Annotated in this window: 17 protein-coding genes; 12 read left to right on the top strand and 5 right to left on the bottom strand. The window is 67.1% G+C overall.

Features of this window, described 5'->3' with window-relative positions; translation table 11 throughout:
* Positions 1-88 precede the first annotated feature (88 nt).
* Both CFE50_RS03815 and CFE50_RS03810 read left to right on the top strand, forming a co-directional pair.
* Positions 89-2050, top strand: coding sequence for a methyl-accepting chemotaxis protein (locus CFE50_RS03815; RefSeq protein ID WP_286731331.1), 1962 nt, complete (start codon positions 89-91; stop codon positions 2048-2050).
* A gap of 156 nt (positions 2051-2206) precedes the next feature.
* Complete coding sequence (locus CFE50_RS03810) at positions 2207-2839, top strand: LysE family translocator (protein WP_286731328.1); 633 nt, start codon at positions 2207-2209, stop codon at positions 2837-2839.
* On the opposite strand, the gene CFE50_RS03805 is transcribed toward CFE50_RS03810, so the two are convergent.
* A complete protein-coding gene (locus tag CFE50_RS03805) occupies positions 2829-5405 on the bottom strand; it encodes a bifunctional diguanylate cyclase/phosphodiesterase (RefSeq protein WP_286731326.1) in 2577 nt (858 codons plus the stop codon). The genes CFE50_RS03810 and CFE50_RS03805 overlap by 11 nt on opposite strands.
* A 314-nt stretch (positions 5406-5719) precedes the next feature.
* Between CFE50_RS03805 and xdhA the strand changes: the two genes are divergently transcribed.
* Genes xdhA through guaD form a run of 4 tightly spaced genes read left to right on the top strand, consistent with a single transcriptional unit; the run spans position 5720 to position 11715 of the window.
* The gene (xdhA, locus tag CFE50_RS03800) at positions 5720-7159 is read left to right on the top strand and encodes a xanthine dehydrogenase small subunit (RefSeq protein WP_286731323.1); all 1440 of its coding nucleotides are present in this window, start codon (positions 5720-5722) and stop codon (positions 7157-7159) included.
* The gene (gene xdhB / locus CFE50_RS03795; protein WP_286731322.1) at positions 7152-9551 is read left to right on the top strand and encodes a xanthine dehydrogenase molybdopterin binding subunit; all 2400 of its coding nucleotides are present in this window, start codon (positions 7152-7154) and stop codon (positions 9549-9551) included. The genes xdhA and xdhB overlap by 8 nt, the downstream gene beginning before the upstream one ends.
* Complete coding sequence (gene xdhC / locus CFE50_RS03790) at positions 9548-10375, top strand: xanthine dehydrogenase accessory protein XdhC (RefSeq protein WP_286731320.1); 828 nt, start codon at positions 9548-9550, stop codon at positions 10373-10375. The genes xdhB and xdhC overlap by 4 nt, the downstream gene beginning before the upstream one ends.
* A gap of 35 nt (positions 10376-10410) precedes the next feature.
* Positions 10411-11715 (top strand): guanine deaminase, encoded by a 1305-nt coding sequence (gene guaD, locus CFE50_RS03785; protein ID WP_502694673.1) that lies wholly within the window; start codon positions 10411-10413, stop codon positions 11713-11715.
* A gap of 337 nt (positions 11716-12052) precedes the next feature.
* On the opposite strand, the gene CFE50_RS03780 is transcribed toward guaD, so the two are convergent.
* Positions 12053-13150 carry an NADH:flavin oxidoreductase/NADH oxidase gene (locus CFE50_RS03780; protein WP_286731317.1) on the bottom strand — a complete coding sequence of 366 codons (1098 nt, stop codon included), beginning with the start codon at positions 13148-13150 and terminating at the stop codon, positions 12053-12055.
* Between the two features lie 107 nt (positions 13151-13257).
* Here CFE50_RS03780 and CFE50_RS03775 point away from each other — a divergent pair, with 107 nt between their 5' ends.
* Together CFE50_RS03775 and CFE50_RS03770 are read left to right on the top strand one after the other, a co-directional pair.
* A complete protein-coding gene (locus CFE50_RS03775) occupies positions 13258-13581 on the top strand; it encodes an ArsR/SmtB family transcription factor (protein WP_286731315.1) in 324 nt (107 codons plus the stop codon).
* A 187-nt stretch (positions 13582-13768) separates the two neighbouring features.
* Positions 13769-14815 carry an SGNH/GDSL hydrolase family protein gene (locus tag CFE50_RS03770; protein WP_074583060.1) on the top strand — a complete coding sequence of 349 codons (1047 nt, stop codon included), beginning with the start codon at positions 13769-13771 and terminating at the stop codon, positions 14813-14815.
* A 69-nt stretch (positions 14816-14884) separates the two neighbouring features.
* On the opposite strand, the gene uraH is transcribed toward CFE50_RS03770, so the two are convergent.
* Positions 14885-15256 (bottom strand): hydroxyisourate hydrolase, encoded by a 372-nt coding sequence (gene uraH / locus CFE50_RS03765; RefSeq protein WP_286731312.1) that lies wholly within the window; start codon positions 15254-15256, stop codon positions 14885-14887.
* Between the two features lie 216 nt (positions 15257-15472).
* Here uraH and puuE point away from each other — a divergent pair, with 216 nt between their 5' ends.
* Genes puuE through CFE50_RS03745 form a run of 4 tightly spaced genes read left to right on the top strand, consistent with a single transcriptional unit; the run spans position 15473 to position 18418 of the window.
* A complete protein-coding gene (puuE, locus tag CFE50_RS03760; protein ID WP_286731310.1) occupies positions 15473-16381 on the top strand; it encodes an allantoinase PuuE in 909 nt (302 codons plus the stop codon).
* Positions 16378-16890, top strand: a complete 513-nt coding sequence (uraD, locus tag CFE50_RS03755; RefSeq protein WP_286731309.1) for a 2-oxo-4-hydroxy-4-carboxy-5-ureidoimidazoline decarboxylase — start codon at positions 16378-16380, stop codon at positions 16888-16890. The genes puuE and uraD overlap by 4 nt, the downstream gene beginning before the upstream one ends.
* Before the next feature lie 23 nt (positions 16891-16913).
* Positions 16914-17921: an allantoicase gene (alc, locus tag CFE50_RS03750; RefSeq protein WP_007158863.1), complete on the top strand. Its 1008-nt coding sequence runs from the start codon at positions 16914-16916 to the stop codon at positions 17919-17921.
* Positions 17918-18418 (top strand): ureidoglycolate lyase, encoded by a 501-nt coding sequence (locus CFE50_RS03745; RefSeq protein WP_007158864.1) that lies wholly within the window; start codon positions 17918-17920, stop codon positions 18416-18418. Before alc ends, CFE50_RS03745 begins: the two co-directional genes overlap by 4 nt.
* On the opposite strand, the gene rarD is transcribed toward CFE50_RS03745, so the two are convergent.
* Together rarD and CFE50_RS03735 are read right to left on the bottom strand one after the other, a co-directional pair.
* Positions 18415-19323 (bottom strand): EamA family transporter RarD, encoded by a 909-nt coding sequence (gene rarD, locus CFE50_RS03740; protein WP_077172528.1) that lies wholly within the window; start codon positions 19321-19323, stop codon positions 18415-18417. The two genes, CFE50_RS03745 and rarD, sit on opposite strands and share 4 nt — an antisense overlap.
* A complete protein-coding gene (locus CFE50_RS03735) occupies positions 19320-20171 on the bottom strand; it encodes an EamA family transporter (protein WP_286731304.1) in 852 nt (283 codons plus the stop codon). The genes rarD and CFE50_RS03735 overlap by 4 nt, the downstream gene beginning before the upstream one ends.
* Between the last annotated feature and the right edge of the window lie 63 nt (positions 20172-20234).

The following is a 20234-nucleotide window of genomic DNA, read 5'->3' as shown; positions in this document are numbered from 1 at the left end:
GGTGCCGACATAACCGGAATCGATCTTGCCCGCGCCGGCTTCCCCTTTGCCGCCGACGTACCCGCTGACCGCCTCAGAGAAGTCCACCATGCTCAGGAATGCCCCCCTAAGTACCAAGCTCCTGCTGATCCTGCTCCTGCCACTGGCCGGATTCCTGGTGATCTCGGGCCTCTACACCGCCGACCGCTACGAAACCTTCAAGGACATGGAGCACACCGTGACCGCCAGTGCCACGGCCCAGCGTGTCAGTGCCGTGGTCACCAGCCTGCAGCGCGAACGCGGCGCCAGCGGCGTGTTCCTGGGCAGCGGCGGCAAGTCGATGCAAGACAAGCTCAAGACCTTTCGCGAAGACAGTGACAAGGCGGAGAAAGAGCTGCGGGCTCTGGCCACCGGTGACGACACCGCGATCCAGACGGCCGTGCGCGCTTTGGATGGTCTACGTGATCTACGCACCAAGGTGGACGGCCTGGCGCTCAACAGCACCCAGTCCGGTGCGGCCTACACCGACCTGATCAAGACGCTGATCGGCTACACCCACTCGCTGGAAGCCGGGGTCGACGATCCGGCCATCCTGCGCGCCCTGGGCGCCCTCAATCTGTTCGTCGAGATGAAGGAACGCGCCGGCCGCGAGCGGGTGCTGCTGGGTCTGGCCTTCAACCAGAATCGCTTCGATGCCAGCCTGCTGTCGCGCTTCGCCCGCAACCTGGGTGAATTCTCCGCCTATGCCGACGCCTTCCAGCGCAAGGCCACGCCCGACTTCATCCGCCAGCTCGACGACACCTTCAAGCAACCCAGCGCTCAGGAAGTCAGCCGCCTGCAGCAACTGGCCTTTACCGTCCCCCTTGGCGACGCCCTGGGCGTTAAGCCGGAAGACTGGTTCAACCTGGCCACCCAGCGCATCGACCTGATGGGCAAGGTGGAGGCGGACCTCGGCGCCAGCGTGGGGGCCCAGGCCGAGCAGGCCCGCGCCAAGGCCGTTCGTGACCTCTGGATCACCCTGGGCCTGGTGCTGCTGGTGCTGGTGGCCGTCTCGGCGCTGGCCTGGGTGATCATCCGCAACATCAAGCAGGCGGTCGAACAGGTCAATGGCACCCTCACCCGCCTGGCCACCCGCGACCTCACCGCTCGTTGCGCCTATCAGGGCCGGGACGAATTCGGCACCATCACCGGCAACCTCAACCAGATGAGCCAGGAGCTGGGCCAGGTGATCCAGGAGATCCGCGCGGCCACCGTGCAGGTCGCCACCGCTGCCGAGGAGGCTTCGGCAGTCGCCATCCAGACCAGCCAGAACGTCGCCCAGCAGCGCATGGGCACCGATCAGGTGGCCACCGCCATCGCCGAGATGAGCGCCACCGTCAAGGACGTGGCCCGCAGCACCACCGAGGCCGCCGAGGGCTCGCGCCAGGTCGAGGGCAACACCCGCCAGGGTCGTCGCGAATTGCAGGCCACCATCGGCCTGGTGCAGGGGCTGTCGGTACAGGCCGAACGGACCTCGGACATCATCGCCGAACTCAAGCACGAGAGCGATGCCATCTCCTCGGTACTGGACGTGATCCGTGGCATCGCCGAGCAGACCAATCTGCTGGCGCTCAACGCCGCCATCGAAGCCGCCCGCGCCGGTGAGGCCGGGCGTGGCTTCGCCGTGGTAGCCGACGAGGTGCGCTCCCTGGCGCAAAAGACCCAGCAATCCACCGGCAGCATCCAGCAGATGATCAATAATCTGCAAAGCGGCTCCGACCGCGCCACCCAGGCCATGCAGGAAACCCTGAGCCAGGTGCAGACCGGCGCCAGCAACGTGGTTCGCGCCGGCGAGCTGCTGGGCGAGATCGCCGAGGGCGTGATCCTGATCAACGATCGCACCATCCAGGTGGCTTCGGCCGCCGAACAGCAGAGCCAGGTCGCCGAAGAGATCAGCCGCAACGTCAACGACATCAACGACCTGGTGATCCAGGTCAGCGCCGGCGCCGAGCAGACCGCGGTCACCAGCCGTGAATTGGCCCGCCTCGCCGAACAGCAGCAAGTCTTGGTCGGCCGCTTCCGGGTGTCCTAAGCCACGCGCCGGCCGCTGTACGGTGGAAAAGCCGTCCCTCTGGACGGCGACGCCGGCGCGCCCTGTCGCCAGACTGGGCGTCGTTGTCAGCGCTCGGTCGCCGGCAGCGCAGGACCGGCCAGCCCAGGACCGGCCACCAGACCGCCCGGGAAAGCCATGGACACCTTTGCCCTCTACCTGCTGCTGTGCGGCCTCACCATTGCCAGTCCCGGTCCGGGCGTACTGCTCACGATCAACAATGCCCTGCTGCTGCAGTGGCGCGGCGCCCTACCCGGCATCCTCGGCGTGGTGCTGGGCATCCTGCTGGTAGCCATTCTGGCCAGCACCGCGCTCGGCGCCCTGGTGAGCAGTTCGCCACGGGCGCTGCAGGGGCTGCAACTGCTCGGCGCGCTCTATCTGGGCTGGCTGGGTCTGAGTCGCTTGCGCCAGGGCTCGCTCCCAGGCCAGTGGACCGGCAAGACCCGGCCGGCGATCGGCGTCGCCAGACGCCTCCGGCAAGGTCTGCTGGTGTCCCTCACCAATCCCAAGCTGATCATCTTCTTTCTGGCGCTGTTTCCGCCCTTCATCCAGGCCGACCGCCCGGTGCTGCCGCAGCTGGTGCTGCTGGTGGCGAGCTTCTGCCTGTTGAGCCTGCTCATTCACTGCAGCTACGCCGCGGCCGCGGCAGCCTTGAGTACCCACCTGACCGCAGGCTCTACCCTCGCGCGCCTGAACCGGGCGGCGGGCGGACTCTTTCTGCTGTTCGCCGCGCTGCTGCTGAGTGCGGCCCTGAGCTCTCCTAGTGCCTAGTGGCGACCAGGGTGCGACTGACGTCGTTGGACGCTTCCCGCGGCCGTGACTGTTCCTGCCGCAAGGCCGCGAAACGCGCCTGGGACAGCGGTCGCTGCAGGTGGAAGCCCTGGGCCTGGTCGCACCTGAGATCGGCGATGCGCGCCAGTTGGCCGGCGGTCTCGATACCCTCGGCCACCACCGTGAGCGACAGCGCCCGCCCCATGCTGACGATGGCCTCGACAATGGCCGCGTTGCTCTCGCTCACCTCGATGTTGGAGACGAAGCTGCGATCGATCTTCAGGCAATCGAAGGGATAGGTACGCAGATAGCTCAGCGAGGAATAACCGGTGCCGAAGTCGTCCATGGACAGCCGCACCCCCAGCGCCTTGAGCTTCTTCATCAACTCCAGGGCGCCCGCGGCGTCGTCCAGCAGGACGTTCTCGGTCAGCTCCAGCTCGACCCGCACCGGATCGATACCGGTGCGGTCGAGCACCTTGCGGACCCGCGCGACCAGATCGTCGCGCTGGAACTCCAGCGGCGACAGGTTGATGGACACGATCAGCTCCGGGTCCCAGAGCAGCGCCTGGCTGCAGGCTTCTTGCAGCACCCAGTCGCTCAGGCCGAGGATCAGTCCGGTCTCCTCCGCCACCCCGATGAATTCGGCGGGTGCCAGGCGCCCGCGGGCGGGATGATTCCAGCGCACCAGCGCCTCGGCGCCCAGCAGGCGCTGGCCATTGGCGGCAAAGCGCGGTTGGAAGTCCAACTCGAATTCCAGCCGCTGCAACCCCAGGCGCAATTCGGTCTCCAGCTGGCGCCGTTCGAGGATGCGCTGGTTCATGGTGGGCTCATAGAACCTCAGGGTGTTGCGCCCGGCGGCCTTGGCTTCGTACAGGGCGATGTCCGCATAGCGCAGCAGATCCTCGGCGCCATGGCCATCCTGGGGCGCCTGGGCGATGCCGATGCTCGCGCCGATATTGATGTCGTGCTCGTCGATGCGCATGGTCCGGCCGATGCCCTCCAGCATCCGGTTGCCCATCAGGCTCACCTGCTCGGCGCTCAGGCAGCCGTTCACCGCGATCAGGAATTCATCGCCGCCGATGCGCGCGACCAGATCGCCCTCCCGGACGCTGGCGCGCAATTCCCGGGCGACCTGGCAGAGCACCTGATCGCCCGCCCCGTGGCCGAGGGAGTCGTTGACCGGCTTGAAGCGGTCCAGATCGAGGGCCAGCAGATGCAGCGGCTGACTGGCACTGACACCCTCGGCGAAGCGTTGCGCCAGGTAGCGGTGCAGCTGATGACGGTTGGCCAGTCCGGTCAGGGCGTCGTGCTGGCTGATGTGCTCGATGCGGGCCTTGGCCTCGATCTCCTCGGTCACGTCGCACACGGTGCCACGGAAGCCGACCAGCAGGCCGCCGCTGATGATGGGCTGCGCCGAGAGCTGGCAGTACCTGAGCTTGGCCTGGGCATCGCGCATCTCGCAGGGCAGCGGACGACGGGTACGGCCGGCGGCCAGCGGCGTCCGGGCCACCTCCTCGACCTGGCTCGGCGCATAGCCCAGCAATTCGTGCAACGGACGCCCCAGCCAGTCCTCCCGACGGAAGCCGGTCACCGCCACGAAGCGCTCCGAGAGATAGACCAGCCGCTGTTCGGCGTCGCTCTCCCAGATCCAGTCGGACGAGGCCTCGGAAACGGTACGAAAGCGCTGCTCGCTGTGCCTCAGGGCATCTTCGGCCACGTCGGTCTGCCGCGCCGCCAGGGCGATCCGCCGGCGCAGGTACCAGACCAGCAGCAGCGCCAGACCACACATGGCTGCCAGCAGCGGCACGAATTGCGTCAGCAGGCGATGCCCCATGCCGTGCACCAGCCAGTGGAAGGTCACCGCGATACCTGGATCGGACCTCACCACCAGGGTCGGCCGCTCCGCCAGGGCGGGCAGGTCCCCGGGCTCCGCGGTCAGCCCGGGCAATTCGAAGGTGTGCCCGAGCTGGGCCAGCTTGTCCGGCGTGAGGATGTCGACGAACACCATATAGGACAGCCGCTTGAAGTCCTGGTAGGTCGCATCCGGGCGGATGACCGCGGCCAGCACGCTGGCCGGCTGGCCATCGATCAGGAAATAGCCCTGGGCATAGCCATCCTTTAGCGAGCGCTCCCGCGCCAGCGCCAGCAGCGCCGTCTGGTCGTCGCCGAGCCAGGTGTCCAGTTGCATCTTGCTGCGGCCGCCACCGACCACGGCATAGCGGGTCACGCCATTGGGTGCCAGGATGAAGGCGCCGCTCACCCCGTAGCCGCTGTAGAGGGACGGACCCACATTGTCCTCCTCGTAGGCCCAGTTGACGTCCACCTTCTTGTTGGTCCGAGCATAGGCTTCGATCCAGAACGAATAATCAGTGAGCACCCGGCCCAGTTTGTCCTGCCGCGTTTCCAGCGCGCGCTGGGCATCCGCCTCGCTGTGGTGGCGTTGCTGCTCGTCGATGCGCGCGCACAGGTCGAACAGCATCCAGCCCGCCAGGGCGAAGATGAGGGTAACTAGCGCGAAGAAGCCGAGGGAGGCCTGACGGGCGACGCGATTGAGTTGGGTAGGCACGATAGCGACCTGTCGCAACGGGTTGTACGGGGGTGCTGACGGCAGGCGGCCAGGCCGTAATCGTCTGCCTTTTTATCGGCACTACCTTGGGCGGCTTGAAGCCTTCGCATAAATATTCCGGAGAAGGGCTCGCTAGAGCGGCTGCTTTTGCACCATCCGTGGGCGCCGAAGCACCAAGTGCGCCACGACGGCGCAGCCTTTCCAGCACCTCTTGCTCAAAAACGACAGAGGGGCGCCACTCACCCGGGCAAATGTTGACCTATCGGTCAGCTTTACCCACCATCAAGGCATTCGAGACCAGGTGGAGAGCGGCCGTGATCAGGTTTCTGCTGGACCAGGAGCTGCGCGTTGAAGAGCGGCTCGATCCCAACCTTACCGTGCTGCAGTACCTGCGCGAGCGCTGCGGCAAGACCGGCACCAAGGAAGGCTGCGCCTCCGGCGACTGTGGCGCCTGCACCGTGGTGCTGGCCGAGCCCGACGGTGACCGGTTGCGCTATCGCACGGTCAACAGCTGCCTGACCTTCGTCGCAGCCCTGGATGGCCGACAGCTGATCAGCGTGGAGGACCTCAAGCATCAGGGCCGCCTGCACAGCGTGCAGCAGGCCATGGTCGACTGCCACGGTTCCCAGTGCGGCTACTGCACCCCGGGCTTCGTCATGTCGCTCTTCGCCTTGCAAAAGAACGTCGCCGCGCCGGATGACGCCGCGACCCACGAGGCTCTGGCCGGCAATCTCTGTCGTTGCACCGGCTACCGGCCGATCCTGGCCGCGGCCGAACAGGCCTGCGCCAGTCGGCAGCCGGATCAGTTCGATGCCCGCGAACGCCAGACCCTGGAGCGCCTGCAAGCCCTGGCGCCGCAGCCCGAGACCCGTCTCGAAGGCGCCGATCGGCGCAGTCATAGCCCCACCACCCTGGCCGAGCTGGCGACGCTCTACCAGGCCCATCCCGCGGCCCGGCTGCTGGCCGGCGGGACCGACCTGGCCCTGGAGGTCACCCAGCAGCATCGCCGTCTGGAGACCCTGATCTACCTGGGCAACCTCCCGGAATTGCGCGGCGTCACCGTCGGCGACGATTCTATCGAGATCGGCGCCGCCACTCCGTTGGCCGACTGCGCCGCCGCCCTGGCCGCCGACTACCCGGACTTCGGCGCCCTGCTGCAACGCTTCGCCTCCCTGCAGATCCGCAACCAGGGCACCCTGGGCGGCAATATCGGCAACGCCTCGCCCATCGGCGACAGTCCGCCCTTGCTCCTGGCGCTGGGCGCCAGCCTGCTGCTGCGCCAGGGTGAACGCCTGCGCGAATTAGCGCTGGACGACTTCTTTCTCGACTACCGCAAGACGGCCCTGGAACCCGGCGAATTCATCCAGGCGGTACGGGTGCCGCGGGCGCGTGAGGGCCTGGTGTTCCGCGCCTTCAAGGTGTCCAAGCGACTGGATGACGATATCTCCGCGGTCTGCGCCGCCTTCGCCCTGGAGCTCGACCGGGACCGCGTCGTAGCGGTACGCATCGCCTACGGCGGCATGGCCGCCACGCCCAAGCGTGCCGCTCAGTGCGAGCAGGCGCTGCTCGGCCAGCTGTGGAATGCCGCGTCCATCGAACGCGCCGTCCAGGCCCTGGCCGAGGATTTCGCCCCGCTGTCGGATTTTCGCGCCAGTCGCGAATACCGCCTGCTGACGGCGCAGAATCTGCTGCGTAAATGTCACCTGGAGACCACCCAGCCCACGCTCGCCACGAGGGTCACCGCCCATGTCTAGCACCCTCCCCGTTCGCACCCCCGAGGAAATGGCCGCGGCCTTCGCCGCGGGCCTTGCCACCGGCGTCGGAAAATCGCTCAAGCACGAGAGCGCCGACAAGCATGTCAGTGGCGAGGCCCTGTATATCGACGATCGCCTGGAATTCCCCAACCAGTTGCACGTCTATGCGCGGATGAGCGAGCACGCCCATGCGCGGATCAAGCACATCGATCTCGCGCCCTGCTACGGGATTCCCGGCGTGGCCCTGGCCATCACCGCCGCCGACGTACCGGGCCAGCTGGACATCGGCGCCGTCCTCCCCGGCGATCCGTTGCTCGCCGATGGCGAGGTGCAGTACCTGGGCCAGCCGGTATTGGCGGTGGCCGCTACCAGCCTCGACGCCGCCCGCCGTGCGGCCCAGGCCGCCCTCATCGAATACGAGCCGCTGGAGGCCATCCTCGACGTCAAGGAAGCGCTGCGCCGCGAGCACTTCATCTCGCCCAGCCACAGCCACCACCTGGGTGACGCGGCCGCCGCCCTGGCCGCTGCCCCCCATCGTCTGCAGGGCGAACTGGCCATCGGCGGCCAGGAGCACTTCTACCTGGAAACCCAGATGGCCTCGGTCATGCCCACCGAAGACGGCGGCATGCTGGTCTATTCTTCTACCCAGAATCCCACCGAGGTGCAGAAACAGGTGGCCGAGGTGCTCGGCGTCTCCATGAACAGGGTTACCGTCGACATGAGACGCATGGGCGGTGGCTTCGGCGGCAAGGAGAGCCAGGCCGGCATGCCGGCGGCGCTCTGCGCGGTGTTCGCCCATCTCACCGGGCGGCCGGTGAAGATGCGCCTGCCGCGGTTCGAAGACATGCATATGACCGGCAAGCGCCATCCCTTCCACATCGAGTACGACGTCGGCTTCGACGACGACGGCCGTCTGCTGGGCATCCGCTTCGAACTGGCGGGTAACTGCGGCTATTCACCGGACCTGTCCAACGCCATCATCGACCGCGCCATGTTCCATGCCGACAACGCCTACTACCTCGGCAATGCCCAGATCACCGGCCACAGATGCAAGACCCACCTGGCGTCCAACACCGCCTACCGCGGCTTTGGCGGCCCCCAGGGCATGCTGGCCATCGAGAACGTGATGGACGCCATCGCCCGCCATCGCGGTCTCGATCCGCTGGAGGTCCGGCGGCGCAACTACTACGGCAAAGAGACGCGCAACCTCACCCACTACCACCAGGTGGTGGAAGACAACCTGCTCGAGGAGATGACCGCGGACCTCGCCGCCAGCAGCGACTACCAGACCCGCCGCGAAGCCATCCGTGACTTCAACCGCAGCAGTCCGGTACTGAAGAAGGGCCTGGCCCTGACCCCGGTGAAATTCGGCATCTCCTTCACCTCTTCCTTCCTCAACCAGGGCGGCGCCCTGGTCAATGTCTACACCGACGGCAGCATCCACTTGAACCATGGCGGCACCGAGATGGGCCAGGGCCTCAACACCAAGGTCGCCCAGGTGGTGGCCGAGGTCTTCCAGGTCGACATAGGCCGCATCCAGATCACCGCCACCAACACCGACAAGGTGCCCAACACCTCGCCCACCGCCGCTTCCAGCGGCACCGATCTCAACGGCAAGGCCGCGCAGAACGCCGCCCAGACCATCAAGGACCGGCTGATCGATTTCGCCAGTCGACACTTCCACGTCGGGCCCGAAGAGGTCGATTTCCGCAATGGCCACGTCAGGGTGCGCGATCGCCTGCTGAGCTTCGAGGAGCTGATCCAGCTGGCCTATGTCGGCCAGGTGTCGCTGTCCAGCACCGGCTACTACCGCACGCCCAAGATCCACTACGACCGCGACCAGGCCCGCGGTCGGCCGTTCTACTACTACGCCTTCGGCGCCGCCTGTTCCGAGGTGCTGATCGACACCCTCACCGGCGAATACCGCCTGCTGCGCACCGACATCCTCCACGACGTCGGTGCCTCCCTGAATCCGGCCATCGACATCGGCCAGGTGGAAGGCGGCTTCGTCCAGGGGCTGGGCTGGTTGACCATGGAAGAACTGGTGTGGAACGACGCCGGCAAGCTGCTCACCGCCGGCCCCTCTACCTACAAGATTCCGGCGGTGAGCGACGTGCCACCGGATCTGCGCGTGCGCCTGGTGGAGAATCGGCAGAATCCCGAGGCTACGGTGTTCCACTCCAAGGCCGTGGGCGAGCCGCCCTTCATGCTCGGCATCTCGGTGTGGTGCGCCCTGCAGGACGCTGTGGCCAGCGTGGCGGATTACCGCTTCCATCCCGCGCTGGACGCGCCCGCCACCCCGGAACGGGTGCTCTGGGGCGTGGAGCGCATGCGCCGCCTGGCCGCCGAGCTGCAGACCACCCCGGCCCCCGCCACGGAGGAGCCCGCATGAACCCCAAACGTGGCTGGCTGGCCCTGCTGGCCGACTTCGAGGCACGCGGCGAACCCTGCGTGCTGATCACCGTGGCCGACGAACAGGGCTCCACCCCTCGCGAGGCCGGCACCAAGATGCTGGTGGGGCGCGAGGAACAGCACCTGACCATCGGTGGCGGTCATCTCGAGTACCGCGCGGTGGACATCGCCCGGGAAATGCTCGCCGCCGGCACCCGCCAGCCGCGCCTGGAGCGCTTCTCCCTGGCCGCCAGCCTCGGCCAGTGCTGTGGCGGCGTCACCACCCTGCTGTTCGAACCTCAGCTGGCGCAGGACGTCCCGGTGATCGTCTTTGGCGCCGGCCACGTCGCCCGGGCCCTGGTGCCGCTGCTCGCCGGGCTGCCCTGCGCGGTGCGCTGGGTGGACTCGCGTGCCCAAGAATTTCCCGCCGTCCTGCCCGCCGGCGTGGAAAAGCGCCTCACCGACGAGCCGGTCGACGAGATCGCCCGCATGCCGGCGGGTGCCTACTACATCGTCATGACCCATAATCACCCCCTGGACCTGGAGCTGACCGACGCCATCCTCGCCCGCGGCGACCATGGCTACTTCGGCCTGATCGGCTCCAAGACCAAGTGGGCCAAATTCCGTCACCGCCTGGCGGCGCGCGGCCATGGTGCCGACCGCCTGGCCACGGTGCGCTGCCCGCTGGGCCTGCACGAGGTCCAGGGCAAGTTGCCGCTGGAGATCGCCATCGCCGTGGCCGGCGAGGTCATCGCCCACTACGGCCGCCAGGCCCGGCAGGCGGACCAGCCGCTGCGCCTGGTCAACGCCGTCGCGCCCAGCTGATCCCTTTTCCGCCGCTTCGTCTTTCAGAGATCGTTATGACTGCCATCGCCCATCGTGCCGCCCTGCTCCACAGCCTCGCCGACCCGGCCGAGGTGGGGTTGGACGCCTCCTACGAATACCACGCCGACGGCCTCCTGCTGGTCGCGAACGGCCGCATCCAGGCCATGGGTCCGGCCACCGAGCTGCTGCCCACCCTACCCGCCGGCACCCCGGTCATCGAGCACCCCCACGCCCTGATCACCCCCGGTTTCATCGACACCCACATCCACTATCCGCAGACCGGCATGATCGCCAGCTACGCCGAGCAGCTGCTGGACTGGCTGGACACCTACACCTTCCCCACCGAAGGCACCTTCACCGATCCGGCCAAGGCCGCCAAGGTGGCCGAGGTCTTCGTCGGCGAACTGCTGCGCAACGGCACCACCACCGCCCTGGTATTCGGCAGCGTCCATCCGCAGTCGGTGGATGCCTTCTTCGAGGTCGCCGAACGCCTCGATCTGCGCATGATCGCCGGCAAGGTGCTGATGGACCGCAATGCCCCGGACTATCTGCAGGACACCGCCGAGTCCGCCTACACCGACAGCAAGGCGCTGATCCAGCGCTGGCACGGCAAGGGCCGACTGCACTATGCCGTCACCCCGCGCTTCGCCCCCACCAGCACGCCGGAGCAACTGGCAGCCGCCGGCCGCCTGCTGGCCGAGTACCCGGACGTCTATCTGCACACCCACCTCTCCGAGAATCTCAAGGAAATCGACTGGGTCAAGGCGCTGTTCCCGGAGCGCAGCAACTATCTGGACGTCTACGACCACTTCCAGCTGCTCGGTCCGCGCTCGGTGTTCGCCCACGGCATCCACCTCTGCGACGCCGAATGCCAGCGCCTGCACGACACCGGTTCGGCGGTGGCGCACTGCCCCACCTCCAACCTCTTCCTCGGCAGCGGGCTGTTCGATCTCGAGCGGATGGAAGCCTTCAAGGTCAATGTCGGTCTCGGCACCGATGTCGGCGCCGGCACCAGCTTCTCGCTGCTGCAGACCCTCGGCGAGGCCTACAAGGTGCAGCAACTGCGCGGTCATCGCCTGCATCCCTTCAAGTCGCTGTACCTGGCCACCCTCGGCGGCGCCCGCGCCCTGCGCCTGGAGGATCGCATCGGCAGCCTGACGCCCGGCCACGACGCCGACTTCGTGGTGCTCGACCTCAAGGCCACTCCGCTGCTGGACTACCGCCTGCAGCAGTCAAAGAGTCTGGAAGAAACCCTATTCGTCCTTACCACCCTGGGCGACGACCGCGTAGTACGGGAAACCCATGCCGCCGGCCGCCGGGTACACGGCCGCGACGCCTGAGCCTGCCGGGCTTCGGCGACGCCCCCCCCAACCCAACCCACCGATCACCGTAGGTTGGGTTGAGCGTAGCGAAGCCCAACAAACCCAAACGACCAAGGCCGAGCCTCAATCCGGTAGCGTGGAAAACCGCGCAGCGTTTTCCACTGGTGGGCCAAGGGCGGAGCCAAGATGCCCAGGTCTATTAAGCTTCGGCGATGGAGCCGCCTCAACCCAACCTACCCATCAACATAGGTTGAGTTGAGCGTCAGCAAAGCCCAACAAGAACCGCTTACACCCCACCCAATACGCATAAAAAAACCGCCCCAAGGGGCGGTTTTCATGTTCAGCCTAAGCCGACTCAGCTGGTGCGATAGCGCTCCAGCCAGTGGGCGTAGGGCGCCGGCAGCACCCAGGACGGCTTGTCGATGCCCAGGGCCTTGGCCGCATAGTAGGGCCAGTGCGGATCGGCCAGGTGGGCGCGACCCACCATCACCAGATCCAGCTGCTCGTCGGCCACCACCTGGTTGGCCAGGGCCGGGGTGTCGATGTTCCAGGCCGAGGCCACCTTGAGGCCGGTGGCCTTGCGCACCTGCTCGGTGATGGGCGCCAGCAGGCCCGAGCCCCAGGGGATGTTGGCGGTCGGGGTGGAGAAGCCGATGCTGACGCTCAGCAGGTCCAGGCCTTCGCGCTTGAAGCCCTGGGCCAGCTCGATGGATTCGGCCAGGGTCTCTTCGTCGCGACCGTCGTATTCGATCACGCCGAACCGTGCGGTCAGCGGCAGGTGCTCCGGCCAGACCTGGCGCACCGCGGCCAGGGTTTCCAGCAGGAAGCGGCTGCGGCCGGCGAGGTCGCCGCCGTACTGGTCGTCACGCTGGTTGGAGTGCACCGAAAAGAAGCTTTGCGCCAGGTAGCCGTGGGCGAAGTGCAGTTCCAGCCACTCGAAGCCGGCCTCGTAGGCGCGCTTGGCGGCGTCGACGAAGTCCTGACGGACCCGGGCGATGTCGTCCAGAGTCATGGCCTTGGGGACCTTGGGCAGGTTGGCGCCAAAGGCCGCGGCGGATGGGGCGATGGTGTCCCAGCCGCGGGCGTCGTCGGCGGCGATATGGTCGTCACCTTCCCAGGGCCGGTTGGCGCTGGCCTTGCGGCCGGCGTGGGCGATCTGGATGCCCGGCACCGAACCGGCAGCCTTGATCGCCTGGACCACCGGCACGAAGGCCTGGGCATGGGCGTCCGACCAGATGCCGGCGCAGCCGGGCGTGATGCGGCCTTCCGGCGAGACCGCCGTGGCCTCGACGACGACCAGACCCGCACCGCCACGGGCCAGGCCGGCATAGTGGACCTGGTGCCAGTCGTTGATGACGCCGTCCACGGCGCTGTACTGGCACATGGGCGGAATGGCGATGCGGTTGCGCAGCGTCACGTCCTTGAGGGTGAAGGGTTGGAACAATGCGGACATCTGAGCGGTCTCCCGTATGGTGACAAGGTGTACGTCGAAGTCTTGTTCGTTAATTCGATATTAATAGAACATAACATAATCGCCAACCCCCGGTGTATGATTGGCGCATGCGCCCTTTCAAACATCCCAGTCCCGACGAATTTTCCCTTGAGCGTCTGTTCCACGCGCTCAGCGATCCCGTGCGCCTGGATATCGTCCGCTACCTGGCGCGGGTCGCCGAGGCCACCTGTGGCGAACTCGACGGCGGCCGTCCCAAGTCCAGCATGTCGCATCACTTCCGTGTCCTGCGCGACGCCGGCCTGGTGCACACCCGCAACGCCGGTACCACGCACATGAACCAGTTGCGGCGCGAAGACCTGGATCAGCGCTTCCCCGGTCTGATGGCAGCCATCCTGGCGCAATCTTCCGATCCCGTCGTCAAACCGGACTGACCCACCCTGAATGGCAGCGGGCGGGCCGCAATCGTCCTGCCCTACCCGAGGTCCGTGCCTGTCGTCGCCTGCCGTCTCGCCTGGTCCGGGCGCGGGGAACTCTCCGCCATTTTTTCCGCTCTTCCCGGTATGAAGGTTGCAACAGACACGGGCAGCACAGACGCTGGGCGCTGCCGGGAGGTAGAGGATGGGCAAGCACTGGGGATTGGCCACCGCATTGGCGGGTGTCGCCGCGCTACTCGCCCTCGTACCCAGCCCCGAGCCCATCGCCGAGGCGCGGGGTATCCAGAGGGTCATCGCCTTTGGTGACAGCCTCATGGATTGCGGCACCTTCGGCCACATCTACGCGACCAATCCGGGACGTACCTACCCTCAGGAAATCGCCGACGCCTACGGCATCGAGCTGGGTCCCAATCGCCAGGTGGAAGGCTATGGCCACGAAGGGCCGAGCGATCCCGACGGCCTCTGCTACGCCGAGGGCGGCGCCGTGACCGGCAGCTTCACCGAACCGGGCTTCGACCACAACGAGGCGCCGCTGGCCTTTTCCCAGCAGATCCGCAACTTCGAGATGCAGCATGGCCGCTTTCGCCAGCAGGATCTGGTGCTGGTGCAGATCGGCGGCAATGACATCATCGGCCCCTTCTACGACAAGAAGCTCAAGGCCGCGCTGATGGCCGACGCCCCGCTGCCCCCCGAGGTCCGCGAGCAAGTCGAGGCGCGGATCCGGCATACCGCCCTGAACGAGGTCAAGCTGTTGCGTTATCTGCTGAGCCTGGGTGCCCAGCGGCTGGTGGTGCTCAACAACACCGACTACGGCAAGGCGCCCTATCTCGAGCCCTGGACCGAGCAGGTGGCGCAGCGCAACCATGACCTGGTCAAGCTCTACAACGACACCCTGCAGGCCAACCTGCCGGCTGGAGACCGCCTGCTGCTGGTGGATGCCTACCGGGTGATGGAAGAGGTCTTCGCCCACTACGGCAACTACGGCTTCACCCATGCCGAAGGGGATGCCTGCCTGCCGGGTCGCGAATTCTGCGATCCGGACAGCTACGTCGAACCGGGCGCCGACCAGGCCTATATCTTTGGCGCCCGCGGGCATTTCGCCAGTCGTACCCACAGCATGCTGGCCCAGGTGGTGCTGGAACGCATCGCCCAGACCTGGCCCGGCAGTGCCGTGCCAGATCGCCCGCTGCTCGCCACCGCGCGACTCAACACCGAGCCGACCTTCCACTAGCTCCGCGGGACCTGCGCCCTACCCTGGTGCCGATTCGGGCGGAAGCGCACCGCCGCGGAGCAGTTGCCGCTAGCTGCCACGGTAGGTGGAGTAGCTGTAGGGAGAGACCAGCAGCGGCACGTGGTAGTGCGCGCCCTCGTCGGCGAGGCCGAAGCGCAGGACTACGGTATCGAGAAAGGCCGGCTCATCCAGCGCCACCTGGCAGCGCCGGTAGTAGGCGCCCACCTCGAACTCCAGCTCATAGACCCCAGCCGTGAAGGCGCCGCCCTGCAACAGCGGCGTATCGCTGCGGCCATCGGCGTTGGTCCGCCCTTCACCCAGGGCCTGCCGCGCGGCCCCCTCCAGACGGTACAGGCGAAAGGCGATATCCGCGCCCGGACAGCCACCGGCGGTGTCCAGCACATGGGTGGTCAGGTAACCGCCAGGGAGAGAAACGGACATGGGAGAGCTCCTGCAGGGGGATGAGCCAGCCTAGCAGTTTTTCAGCCAGCGATTGTATACAGCCCTGCCTGAGGCTCTGTTTGCGCCCTGGGCGCGTTCCAGCTGGTTGAAAGTCTTCAGACCGGTCAGACCAGTTAGGCAGGATTCTTGCTGGGACTCGGCAAAGGTCTCCAAACATTGTATACAAAACATCTCGACTGCCAGGATGCCCCTTCCATGACCTATCCCCGTGATCTCATCGGCTATGGCGCCCAGCCGCCCCACCCCCGCTGGCCGGGTGACGCCCGCATCGCCCTGTCCTTCGTGCTCAACTACGAAGAGGGTGGCGAGCGCAACATCCTCCACGGCGACAAGGAGTCCGAGGCCTTTCTTTCCGAGATGGTCGCCGCCCAGCCATTGCCGGGCGTACGCAACATGTCCATGGAATCGCTCTACGAATACGGCAGTCGCGCCGGCGTCTGGCGCATCCTGGAATTGTTCGCCAAGCACCAGGTGCCCCTGACCGTCTTTGCCGTGGCCATGGCCGCCGAGCGCCATCCCGAGGTCATCCGCGCCATGGTCCAGGCCGGCCACGAGATCTGCAGCCACGGCTATCGCTGGATCGACTACCAGTACATGGACGAAGCCGAGGAGCGCGCCCATCTGCAGCGCGCCATCGAAATCCTCACCGAGCTGACCGGCGAGCGACCGCTGGGCTGGTACACCGGCCGGACCGGTCCCAATACCCGGCGCCTGGTGATGGAGGAAGGCGGCTTCCTCTACGACAGTGACACCTACGACGACGATCTGCCCTATTGGGAACCCGACACCCCGACCGGCAAGCCGCACCTGGTGATTCCCTACACCCTGGACACCAACGACATGAGATTCACCCAGGTCCAGGGCTTCCACACCGCCGAGCAATTCTTCCAGTACCTCAAGGACGCCTTCGACACCCTCTACGAAGAAGGCGCCAGCGCACCCAAGATGCTTTCCATCGGCCTGCATTGCCGGCTGATCGGTCGCCCCGGTCGCCTGGTGGGCCTCAAGCGCTTCCTCGAATACGCCCAGAGCCAAGAGCGCGTCTGGTTCGCCCGTCGGGTGGACATCGCCCGTCACTGGCACAGTGAGCATCCACCGGCATGAGCACCTTCCAGACCGTTACCCCCAGCCAACTGGAGCGCGCCGCCTTCGTCGCGACCTTTGGCGGCATCTACGAGCATTCCGCCTGGGTCGCCGAGCGCGCCTTCGACGAGGGCCAGCCGCTGCCGGACAGCGTCGAAGCCCTGCACCAGCGCCTCGCCGCCCAGGTCGCCCGCGCCAACCGGGCCGAACAGCTGGCGCTGATCCAGGCGCACCCGGATCTCGCCGGCCGCGCCGCCCTGGCCGGGGAACTGACCGCCGCCAGCAGTGGCGAACAGGCCGGCGCCGGCCTCGATCAATGCACCCCGGACGAACTCGAACGCTTCACCCGCCACAACGAGGCCTACCGCGCCAAATTCGGCTTCCCCTTCATCATGGCGGTGAAGGGCAGCAACCGGCACCTGATCCTGGCCGCCTTCGAAGAACGCCTGCCCAACAGCCCGGAGCAGGAATTCCAGCGCGCCCTGGCCGAGATCGACCGCATCGCCCTCTTCCGCCTGCAGACCCTCTGACCTTTCCCCGACAAGAGTCCCCCATGAAACGCACCTACGCCGCGCCCTTCGAGAAATACCTCAACCTCGCCGATGCCCGCCTCGGTACCCGGGTCATCAGCGTCACCGACGACTGGTTCGCCGCCGCCGACCGCATGCTCCAACCCCACGAGCCGGAGTGGAAGGAAGGCGTCTACGACGACAACGGCAAGTGGATGGACGGCTGGGAGTCGCGGCGCAAGCGTTTCGAAGGCTACGACCATGCGGTGATCCGCCTGGGCGTACCCGGTTCGATCAAGGGCGTCGACATCGACACCCGCTGGTTCACCGGCAACTACCCACCCTCCGCCTCCCTGGAAGCCTGCTTCTGCGCCGAGGGCGACCCGGCCGCCGATGCCGCCTGGACCGAGGTGCTGCCGGCCATCGAGATGCAGGGCAACAGCCACCACTATCACGCCATCGCCGATGACCGTCCCTGGACCCACCTGCGCCTGAACATCTATCCCGACGGTGGTGTGGCCCGCCTGCGGGTCTATGGCATTCCCCATCGCGACTGGTCGGCCCAGGCCGACGACGAGGTGCTGGACCTGGCCGCCGCCCTCAACGGTGGCCGCGCCCTGGCCTGCAACGACGAGCACTATGGCCGCATGAGCAACATCCTCAACCCGGGCCGCGCCGCCAGCATGGCCGACGGCTGGGAAACCGCGCGCCGCCGCACCCCCGGCAACGACTGGGTGATCGTCGCCCTGGGCCACGCCGGCATCGTCGAGGAAATCCTGGTGGACACCCTGCACTTCAAGGGCAACTACCCGGACAGCTGCCAGATCCAGGGCGCCTATGTGCGCGGCGGCACCGACGGCCAGATCGAGACCCAGAGTCTGTTCTGGAAGGAGCTGCTGCCGCCGCAAAAGCTGCAGATGCACCAGGAGCACAGCTTCCGCGAGCAGGTGCGCGACCTCGGCCCCATCACCCACGTGCGCCTGAACATCTTCCCGGACGGCGGCGTCAGCCGACTGCGACTGTTCGGCAAGGTGGCGCGGGGCCAGGCATGAGCCGGCCACTGCGCATCGAGCCGCTGACCGCCGAGGGCTTCGCGCCCTTCGGCGAGGTCATAGAGACGGCGGACCGGGACTGGTATCCCATCAACAACGGCTCGACCCAGAGATACCACGCCCTGGCGCGGGTCGAGACGGGGCCGGCGGACGGCGCGGCGATCATCAGCATCTTTCGCGCCCGGCGGCTGGACTATCCGCTGACCATCGCCATGCTCGAACGCCATCCCCACGGCAGCCAGGCCTTCGTGCCGCTACGCGGCGAACCTTTCCTGGTGGTGGTGGCGCCGCCGGCGGCGGTGCCGGACGCCGGTGCCATCCGCGTCTTCCGCACCGATGGCCGCCAGGGCATCAACTACCATGCCGGCGTCTGGCACCACCCGGTGCTGGCCCTGCGCGACGAAGACGAATTCCTCATCGTCGATCGCGCCGGCAGCCTGCCCAACTGCGACGAGTTCTTTTTCGCGGCCGCGGAGTGCCCGACCCTGGCGCTCTAGGGTGCCACCGGCGCGCGCCTGAGCTGCTTGCGCAGCAGGCGCGCACTGTCCAGGCAGACCCAGGCCACCGCCAGCCAGATGGGACCATAGGTCCAGATCGCGCCCTCCGGCAGTTGCTCACCGAGCACATAGAGGGCGACGAACACCAGCAGCGCCGGCTCCACATAGCTGAGGATGCCGAACAGACTCAGCGGCAGCATGCGACTCGACGCCAGCATGGCGGCGAAGGCGATGGCGCTGAGCAGGCCCAGGCCCGGCAGGAGCGCCCAGAGCCAGGGCGACTGCTGCAGGATGACGCCGGGCGAGAACCAGTGCAGCGCCAGCAGCGCGAAGGGCAGCAGGCAGACCATCTCCAGGACGAAGCCGGACAGGGCGTCCACCGCCATCCAGCGGCGCAGGACGAAATACGGCGGATAGCCCACCACCGGTAGCAGACTGACCCAGGACAGCGCCCCGGTCACCCAGACTTCGTTGACCACCCCCAGCAGCGCGCAGCCGACCGCCAGTCGCTGCAGCGGTCGCAGGCGCTCGCCATAGACCAGCCGGCCGGTCAGCACGATGGCCAGGGGCAGCAGGAAGTAGCCCAGCGACATGGCCATGGCCTCGCCATTCATGGTCGCCCAGACGAACACCCACCACTGGATGCCCATCAGCAGCGCCGCCGCCGGGATCGCCAGGCACAGCCGGGGCTCGCGCACCAGTCGCTTGAGCGTGGCCCACAGGGCCTTGCCCTCCCGCAGCACCACCACCAGCAGGAGCACCATAGGCAGCGACCAGACCACCCGCAGGGCCACCACCTGCAGGCCGTCCAGCGGCGCCAGCCAGGCGAAGTACACCGGCATCAGCGCGAACAGCACCGACGACAGCACCGAAAGGCCCAGGCCCTTGCCGGACAGCACGTTCATGACTGACGCCCCAGACGATTGATGAATAGCGACAGCAGGATGATCCCACCGCCCAGCAACAGCCTAGGCAGATCGGCCGGGTGCTGCCAGATCAGCAGACTGACCAGCAGGCCCGCCGGCACATGGGCTTCGTTCATGATCGCCAGGGTGCCGCCGTTGACTCGCAACGAGCCCAGGGTCCACCAGTAGAGCCCGAGCGCCGTGGCGAAGACGCCCATCCACACCAGCACGCCCCATTGCAACAGGGTGCCGGGCAGCCGCGCCGGATTGCCGAACAGCAGAAAGGACAGCGCCGCCACCAGCAGGGCGCCGAGAAAGAACAGCCCGAAATGGCGATGCAGGGCGCCCTGCCCGGCATAGGCATGCCCCAGGTGCTTGCACAGCACCTGGCCGGCGGCAAAGGTCAGGTTGGCCACCTGCAGCAGGAGAAAACCCAGCAGGTAGTCACCGGTCAGCGGCTGGAAGCGGATCAGCGCCGCGCCGCCCACCGCCACCACGGCCGCCAGCAGCGACCAGAGGCGCAAGCGCCGCTCCCAGGCGTCGTCCAGCAGGGTCACGTAGATGGGCGTGAGCACGGTGAACAGCAGCACCTCGGGCACCGTCAGCACCGCGAAGCTGCGATACAGGCACAGATAGGTGATGCCGAATTGCAGCGCGCCCGCCGCCATCAGCCCCAGGGCGAAGCGTCCCGGCACCCCGCGCCAGCGGGTGAAGGGCAGGAACAGCACGAAGGCGATGGCCACGCGGACCAGCACGGCGAAGTCGCTGTCGACCCGACCGGCGAGGTATTCGCCGATCAGGCTAAAGGAAAACGCCCAGATGAGGGTGACGAGCAGGAGATAAGGCATGACGGCGACGCACGAAAAAGGTGCGCGACCTTAACGTGCCCGCCGCGCGAGGAAAACCCCCGG

It is taken from the genome of Pseudomonas sp. PGPPP4 (genome assembly GCF_002256045.1).
Lineage (GTDB): Bacteria > Pseudomonadota > Gammaproteobacteria > Pseudomonadales > Pseudomonadaceae > Chryseomonas > Chryseomonas oryzihabitans.
Note: the sequence above shows the minus strand (reverse complement) of the source record. Positions and strands in the feature narration are given on the sequence as shown.